Source organism: Aquitalea sp. S1-19 (assembly GCF_024343515.1).
This window is the reverse complement of sequence record NZ_RJTZ01000138.1, coordinates 1-6,975: the sequence shown is the minus strand read 5'-3', so window position 1 is coordinate 6,975 and position 6,975 is coordinate 1. Positions and strand designations below refer to the sequence as shown.

At 59.1% G+C, this 6,975-nt stretch carries 8 protein-coding genes; 6 read left to right on the top strand and 2 right to left on the bottom strand.

Going from position 1 to position 6,975, the window contains the following annotated elements; translation table 11 throughout:
• Both EGI20_RS15685 and recA read right to left on the bottom strand, forming a co-directional pair.
• The coding region (locus EGI20_RS15685) for a regulatory protein RecX (protein WP_498632566.1) at positions 1 to 204 on the bottom strand (204 nt) is incomplete at its 3' end.
• Positions 205 to 213: 9 nt separating this feature from the next.
• A complete protein-coding gene (gene recA / locus EGI20_RS15680; RefSeq protein ID WP_498632564.1) occupies positions 214 to 1,278 on the bottom strand; it encodes a recombinase RecA in 1,065 nt (354 codons plus the stop codon).
• Positions 1,279 to 1,455: 177 nt separating this feature from the next.
• Between recA and hrcA the strand changes: the two genes are divergently transcribed.
• The 6 genes from hrcA (at position 1,456) to EGI20_RS15650 (ending at position 6,930) form a co-directional block, all read left to right on the top strand.
• Positions 1,456 to 2,478, top strand: a complete 1,023-nt coding sequence (gene hrcA / locus EGI20_RS15675) for a heat-inducible transcriptional repressor HrcA (RefSeq protein ID WP_498632562.1) — start codon at positions 1,456 to 1,458, stop codon at positions 2,476 to 2,478.
• Positions 2,479 to 2,520: 42 nt separating this feature from the next.
• Entirely contained in the window at positions 2,521 to 3,534 is a 1,014-nt protein-coding gene (gene mltB / locus EGI20_RS15670; RefSeq protein WP_498632560.1) for a lytic murein transglycosylase B, read from the top strand.
• A gap of 61 nt (positions 3,535 to 3,595) precedes the next feature.
• The gene (gene dnaX / locus EGI20_RS15665) at positions 3,596 to 5,467 is read left to right on the top strand and encodes a DNA polymerase III subunit gamma/tau (RefSeq protein ID WP_498632558.1); all 1,872 of its coding nucleotides are present in this window, start codon (positions 3,596 to 3,598) and stop codon (positions 5,465 to 5,467) included.
• Between the two features lie 5 nt (positions 5,468 to 5,472).
• Positions 5,473 to 5,811, top strand: coding sequence for a YbaB/EbfC family nucleoid-associated protein (locus EGI20_RS15660; protein WP_498632556.1), 339 nt, complete (start codon positions 5,473 to 5,475; stop codon positions 5,809 to 5,811).
• Between the two features lie 133 nt (positions 5,812 to 5,944).
• On the top strand, positions 5,945 to 6,541 hold the full coding sequence (recR, locus tag EGI20_RS15655) for a recombination mediator RecR (RefSeq protein ID WP_498629647.1): 597 nt from the start codon (positions 5,945 to 5,947) through the stop codon (positions 6,539 to 6,541).
• Between the two features lie 209 nt (positions 6,542 to 6,750).
• Positions 6,751 to 6,930 (top strand): hypothetical protein, encoded by a 180-nt coding sequence (locus EGI20_RS15650; RefSeq protein WP_498629649.1) that lies wholly within the window; start codon positions 6,751 to 6,753, stop codon positions 6,928 to 6,930.
• Positions 6,931 to 6,975: the final 45 nt, after the last annotated feature.

Below are 6,975 nucleotides of genomic sequence, written 5' to 3'. Positions count from 1 at the left end.
GCCCCAGCGCCGGCCCTTGATTTCGGCAAACTGGCCGGCAAAGCGCTCGTCCGACTGCCAGTGGCGTTCGGCCAGCTCGGTCAGTACCGCTTCTATCTCTTCCGGGTTTTCGGCGTGGGGTTTGAGGCGTTGCTGCAATTCGCGCCGCGAATATTCGCGGCGCGACAAAAGCTCGACAGCTCGCGCTTTCAGGCTTTTTTCCATGAGCTCACTTTAGAATGCATCGTTGGCGAGTTCGTCGCCATCGACCGCATCTTCGGTAATCTCGACCTTGATGCCGACCGTGTCGCGGATCTTGGCTTCGATTTCCTGTGCCACGGCGGCATTGTCCTTCAGCCACAGGCGCACATTGTCCTTGCCCTGGCCGATCTTGGCGCCGTTATAGCTGTACCAGGCACCGGACTTTTCGATAAAGCCGTGCTCCACGCCCATTTCGACGATCTCGCCTTCGCGGCTGATGCCTTCCCCGTACAGGATGTCAAAGTTGGCCTGGCGGAACGGTGGTGCCACCTTGTTCTTGACCACCTTGACGCGGGTTTCATTACCCAGCACTTCGTCGCCTTTTTTGATGGCGCCGATGCGGCGGATATCGAGACGGACCGAGGCGTAAAACTTGAGCGCGTTGCCGCCGGTGGTGGTTTCCGGGTTGCCGAACATCACACCGATCTTCATGCGGATCTGGTTGATGAAAATCACCAGCGTATTGGTGCGCTTGATATTGCCGGTCAGCTTCCTGAGCGCCTGGCTCATCAGTCGTGCCTGCAGGCCGACGTGGCTGTCGCCCATTTCGCCTTCGATTTCGGCCTTGGGTACCAGTGCTGCCACCGAGTCGATCACGATTACATCCAGACCGCCGGAGCGCACCAGCATGTCGCAGATTTCCAGCGCCTGTTCGCCGGTGTCAGGCTGCGAGATCAGCAGATCTTCAACCTTGACGCCCAGTTTTTGGGCATAGATAGGATCGAGAGCGTTTTCTGCATCGATATAGGCGCAGCTGCCGCCCATTTTTTGTGCTTCGGCGACGACCTGCAGGCACAGCGTCGTCTTGCCCGAGGATTCCGGGCCGTAGATTTCAACCACGCGGCCGCGCGGCAGGCCGCCCACGCCCAGCGCCAGATCGAGGCCGAGGGAACCGGTCGAAATGACTTGCAGGTTTTCGTTGATCTGGTTGTCGCTCATACGCATGATGGAGCCCTTGCCGAACTGCTTTTCAATCTGGGCAAGTGCTGCGGTCAGGGCTTTGCTTTTTTCTTCGGCGCGTTTGTTGTCGTTGGCCATGCTCTCTCCAAAACGGCGGTGGGTCATCAAGCGGACGATTATCGCATATTTGGCCGTGAGTCTTCAGTGCATTGGGGCGGCCGGTGTTTAATCTTATTGGGTCGCGGGTGCCCCGCTTGATTTTATCTGTCTTGCGCCCATTTATACTGCAACTAAATGCCGTGCCCGAGAGCCCCTATGCTGAATGAACGTGCCCAACGCCTGCTCAAGACTCTGGTTGAGCGCTATATCGCCGACGGCACGCCCGTGCCCTCGCGGACCTTGGGGCAGTTGTCCGGCCTGGAACTCTCCAGCGCGTCGATACGCCATGTGCTGTCCGATATGGAGGCGATGGGGCTGATTTCTTCGCCGCATACCTCGGCCGGCAGGGTGCCGACGGCGCGTGGCTATCGTGTTTTTGTCGACAGGCTACTGACGCTGGGGCCGCTGGAGTCGGCGCTGGTGCGCGAACTGGAGGACAATCTGCATCCGGATAGTCCGCAGCAGCTGGCTCAAGCCGCCTCAAGGCTATTATCTGATCTGACGCAATTTACCGGTGTGGTGGTGACGCCCAAGCGTGCGGATGTCGCGTTTCGCCAGATGGAGTTTTTGCGTCTGTCCGAGCGCCGGGTGTTGCTGATTCTGGTGACCATGGATGGCGACGTGCAAAACCATATCATCGCCAGCGAGCGCGATTACAGCCCGTCCGAGCTGACCGAAGCCGCCAATTTCATCAATATGCATTACGCCGGGCAGGCGCTGTCCAGCGTGACGGTGTGCGTCGAACATGAATTGCGTGAACTTCAGGGCGATATCAGTAGTCTGATGGCGCTTGCGATCAATCTTGGGCGGCAGGCCATGGTCGAGCAGACCGGTGCGGTGGTGATTGCCGGCGGTAATAATCTGTTGAATGTGCGGGACTTGTCCGAAGACCTGACCCGCTTGCGTGAATTGTTTTCGGTATTCGAGCGCAAGACCGAGCTGCTTAAACTGCTGAACCAGAGTCAGACGGCCCAGGGCGTGAGCCTGTATATCGGTGAGGAGTCGGGGGTGACCACGCTGGGCGAATGCACGGTGGTCAGTGCTCCTTACAAGATCAATGATCAGGTGGTTGGCGCGCTCGGTGTGATAGGCCCGACCCGGATGAATTACGAACATATCATTCCGATTGTCGATATCACTTCGCGTCTGGTGTCCAGTGCACTCTCCTATAAACATTAAGCCAGGCAGTGGCTTTGCCTGGTGCGAATGCGGATACTTCCGATGAAAAAATGGCTTTTCTTCCCGCTGGCTGCGTGCTCGCTGCTGGCGCATGCCGATGCGGCCTTGCTGGCGCGCCCCGATGTCCAGCGTTATATCGACGAGCAGGTGGCAACGGGTGAGTTTGCCCGCCCCGATCTGGAGGCGCTGTTTGCCAATGTCGAACTCAAGCCTTCTATTATTACCGCGCTGGATAAACCTTCCACTTCGCGTCCGTGGTACCAGTTCCACCCCAATTTCCTTACCGGCAAGATGGTCGATGGTGGTGTGGCATTCTGGACGCAGCATGCCGAGCTGCTGAACAAGGTAGAGGCACGTTATGGCGTGCCGCCGGAAATGGTGGTGGCCATTTTGGGTATAGAAACCCGCTACGGCGGCAATACCGGCAGCTTTCGCGTGGCGGATGCTCTGACGACTATCGGTTTTGACTATCCGCGCCGTGCCGCCTATTTTCGCGGCGAGCTGACTGAGTTTCTCAAGCTGGCCAAGGAAGAGGGCAAGAATCCGCTGCTGCTTAAGGGCAGCTACGCCGGTGCCATGGGCTGGCCGCAGTTCATGCCTTCGAGCTACCGCAAGTGGGCGGTCGATTTCGATGGTGATGGCAAGCGTGATATCTGGAGCAGTCCGGCCGATGTAACGGGCAGCATAGGCAATTACTTCAAGCTGCACGGCTGGCAAAAAGGCGACGATGTGGTGATTCCGGCCGATGTGGTGCCGGGGCCGCAGATCGACAAGCTGGTGTCGGACAAATTCAATCTGCACTACACCGTGGGCGAATTGAAGAAAATGGGCGTGATCCCGCGCGCCGAAGTCGCCGACAATGTGCCGGCGGTGCTGTTCCCGCTGGAAGTCGCTCCGGGCGAGGTGCAGTACTGGCTGGGTCTGGGTAACTTCTACACCATTACCCGCTACAACCGCAGCACGCTTTATGCCAAGGTGGCGCAGGAGCTGGCCGAGCAAATACGCGAGGCCTATCTGGCGCAGCAGGCGGTGGAGGTACCCGGGGCTAAGTCTTGAAGCGGATGCACTGGGCGCTTGGCGTGTTTTCGCCTGCGCTCTTCTGCTAGAATCGCTCCCCATGAGCTATCAAGTCCTCGCCCGCAAGTGGCGTCCCAAGCGGTTTGCCGATCTGGTCGGCCAGGAGCACGTGGTGCGTGCATTGTCCAATGCACTTGGCAGCGAGCGCCTGCACCATGCTTATTTGCTGACCGGCACCCGCGGTGTGGGCAAGACCACCATCGCCCGTATTCTGGCCAAGAGTCTTAATTGCGAGACCGGCATTACGGCCGAGCCTTGCGGTGTGTGTGCGGCTTGCCGCCAGATTGATGCCGGGCGTTATGTTGACCTGCTGGAGATCGATGCCGCGTCCAATACCGGCATCGACAATATCCGCGAAGTGCTGGAAAACGCACAATACGCGCCGACGCTGGGGCGCTTCAAGGTTTACATCATTGATGAAGTGCACATGCTGTCCAAGAGCGCGTTCAATGCCATGCTCAAGACGCTGGAAGAGCCGCCGGCGCATGTGAAATTCATCCTCGCCACCACGGACCCGCAAAAAGTACCGGTTACGGTGCTGTCGCGCTGTTTGCAATTCAGCCTGCGCAATATGACGCCGCAGCAGATTGCGGGCTATCTTGCCCATGTGCTGGAGGTGGAGGGCGTCGCCTACGAGACGCCGGCGCTGTCCTTGCTGGGACGTGGCGCCTCCGGCTCCATGCGTGATGCCTTGTCCTTGCTGGATCAGGCTATTGCCTATGGCGAGGGCGATGTCAAAGAAGAAGGCGTACGCGCCATGCTGGGCGCGGTTGATTGCAGCTATCTGTTCGGCCTGCTGCGCGCACTGGCTGATGCCGATGGCCCGCAGTTGATACGCGAGGCTGAGCAACTGGCCGAACGCGGTATCGGTTTTGATAGCGCGCTGACCGAAATGGCGGTGCTGCTGCAGCAGATTTCCATGGCGCAAATCGTACCGCAGGCGATTTCGCCGGACGAGCCGGAATACGATGCCATCTTCGCGCTGGCCGGCCTGATGGCGCCGGAAGATGTACAGCTTTATTACCAGATCGCCGTGCATGGCCGGCGTGATCTGGCTTTGGCGCCGGATGAACACGCCGGCTTCAATATGGCCCTGATTCGCATGCTGGCGTTTCACCCCCTGAATCAGCGCGAACCGGCCCCCACCGCTGTACGCGCCCAAGCGCCGCTGGCTGCACATACTGCCGTTGCCGGGCGTGAAGCCATGGATCAGGCGCGCGCCAAATTGGCGCAGCAGGTTGGCGGAACACGCACGCCGGCGGCGACACCCCGAGCACCGGCCGCCGCAGCGCTGGCGGGCAGCAAACCTGCGCCCGAGCCCGAGATAGAGCCTGAGCCTGCGGCCGCTTTGCCGCTGCTGGCCGAAGCTGCACCAAGCATCGCGGCCAAGGGTGCTGACGTTGCCGATGATGATGCGGATGGCCGTGAAGGCGATGTGCTGCCGCCGGATCTGCCCGATTACGCCATGCAGGACGACGACGAAATTTATATATCGGCTGACGAGTTGCCGCAAAAGCCGGCGGCTTTTGACGGCAACTGGCTGGCGCTGGTGGCCGAGATCGGTCCGCGCATGGGAACCGTGCGCATGCTGGCGCAAAACGCCGTGCTGAAAAGCTGGCAGGGCGGGGCGCTGGTGTTGGCCGTACCGGAAAGTTTCCGCCACCTGGCCAGTCGCGACTATCAGGATAAACTCAGGGCGGTACTGACCGAGCACTTCGGCCATGCGCTGGAACTGAGCGTGACGGTCGAAGAGACCGGTGCAGAAACGCCCGCCATGCGCGACGCGCGCAACCGCCATGAATTGCGGCAGGAAGCGCGTGTCGTGCTGGAAAATGATCCCGTGGTGCAGCAACTGGTGCGCGAATTTGACGCGACCTTGCTCACCGATACTATCCAACCCGCTCAGGAGTAAGTTTTATGTTCGGTAAAGCCGGAATCGCGGGCCTGATGAAACAGGCCCAGCAAATGCAGGAAAACATGAAAAAGGCACAGGAAGAACTGGGCTCGGTCGAAGTCGAAGGCCAGTCCGGTGCTGGTCTGGTCAAGGTCTCCATGACCTGCCATCACGACGTTAAGCGCGTGAGTATTGACGATTCCTTGCTGGACGATGTCAAGGAAGACAAGGAAATGCTGGAGGACCTGATTGCCGCCGCTGTCAATGACGCAGTACGCAAGGCCGAGTCCACCACGCAGGAAAAGATGGCCGGTTTCTCGCAGGGCCTGAACCTGCCTGCCGGCATGAAGCTGCCGTTCTGATCTGAGTAAGGGCGGGCGACGGAGTCGGGGATTCTGTCGCTTGTCCTTTGTTGCCTTGGGCGTCAGCGCAGCATAGCGCGCTGCTTGCCACCGCTTGTACGGATCCCCGAACCCTTATCCCGGATCCTTTCCCATGAAAAACCCGCCCGCCCTCGATCATCTGATTGCCGCCCTTAAAGTTTTGCCCGGCGTCGGCCCCAAATCGGCGCAGCGTATGGCCTACCATTTGCTGCAACGCGATCAGGAGGGAGCCGGAAAGCTTGCGCGCGCCATCGACCGTGCGTTGACCCATCTGACCCACTGCGAGCGCTGCAATACCTTCAGCGAAACCCCTTTGTGCAATCTGTGCAGCGACGAGACGCGGCGTCAGGATTTGCTGTGTGTGGTGGAAATGCCCACCGACCAGTTGATGCTGGAGCAGGCGCAATGCTTTGACGGCCTGTATTTTGTGCTGATGGGGCGGGTGTCGCCGATGGAGGGCTTGGGGCCGCGCGAGGCCAATCTGGACCGACTGCTGGTGCGGGCGCAGGATGGCGTGGTCGAGGAGGTGGTGATTGCCACCAACTTTACCGCTGAAGGCGAGGTCACCGCACATATGATCAGCGAGCTGTTGAAGGCGCGTGGCATCAGGGTCAGCCGTATTGCCCGCGGCATGCCGGTGGGGGGGGAGCTGGAGCATATCGACCTGGGTACGCTGGCGCAGGCGGTGTATGAGCGGCGTAGTGTCTGATTTGCCACACAAGGTAATACCTTTGCAGTTTGCTTGCTTATGGCCTGTTGTTTTGCCCTCACGTATTAATTTTGGGTGACAACAGGCTTTTTCTGTTTTTACACCCTTGTGTCTATGTCTGTTTGTGCGATGATGATGCAACGCCACAAGCGTTATGCATCACTGGAAAGCTGCAGCAATTCATCTTGAATCAGCGTACAGGAGCCAGCATGAACCGAAGCATGTTTCTGATGGAAAGGGATCGTATCAATGCGATGCGGGCCATTCGTAACCGCGCGGTAGGTGGGCCGGTACGCTGCACCGAGCAGGACAGGCTACGCAATGATGCCAGAAAAGAGATCGAGTCCCGGCGCTGGGACAATGAAATGGGCCTCAAACATGACCGCTGATAAAGCGGTCTTTTTTTATGCCGGCATTCAGTGGAAAAGGAAGCA

Excerpts from the sequence above, each read along its gene's own strand:
- EGI20_RS15650 (WP_498629649.1), top strand. The coding sequence starts at position 6,751 with ATGAACCGAAGCATGTTTCTGATGGAAAGGGATCGTATCAATGCGATG.
- hrcA (WP_498632562.1), top strand. The coding sequence starts at position 1,456 with ATGCTGAATGAACGTGCCCAACGCCTGCTCAAGACTCTGGTTGAGCGC.
- recR (WP_498629647.1), top strand. The coding sequence starts at position 5,945 with ATGAAAAACCCGCCCGCCCTCGATCATCTGATTGCCGCCCTTAAAGTT.
- EGI20_RS15660 (WP_498632556.1), top strand. The coding sequence starts at position 5,473 with ATGTTCGGTAAAGCCGGAATCGCGGGCCTGATGAAACAGGCCCAGCAA.
- mltB (WP_498632560.1), top strand. The coding sequence starts at position 2,521 with ATGAAAAAATGGCTTTTCTTCCCGCTGGCTGCGTGCTCGCTGCTGGCG.
- recA (WP_498632564.1), bottom strand. The coding sequence starts at position 1,278 with ATGGCCAACGACAACAAACGCGCCGAAGAAAAAAGCAAAGCCCTGACC.
- dnaX (WP_498632558.1), top strand. The coding sequence starts at position 3,596 with ATGAGCTATCAAGTCCTCGCCCGCAAGTGGCGTCCCAAGCGGTTTGCC.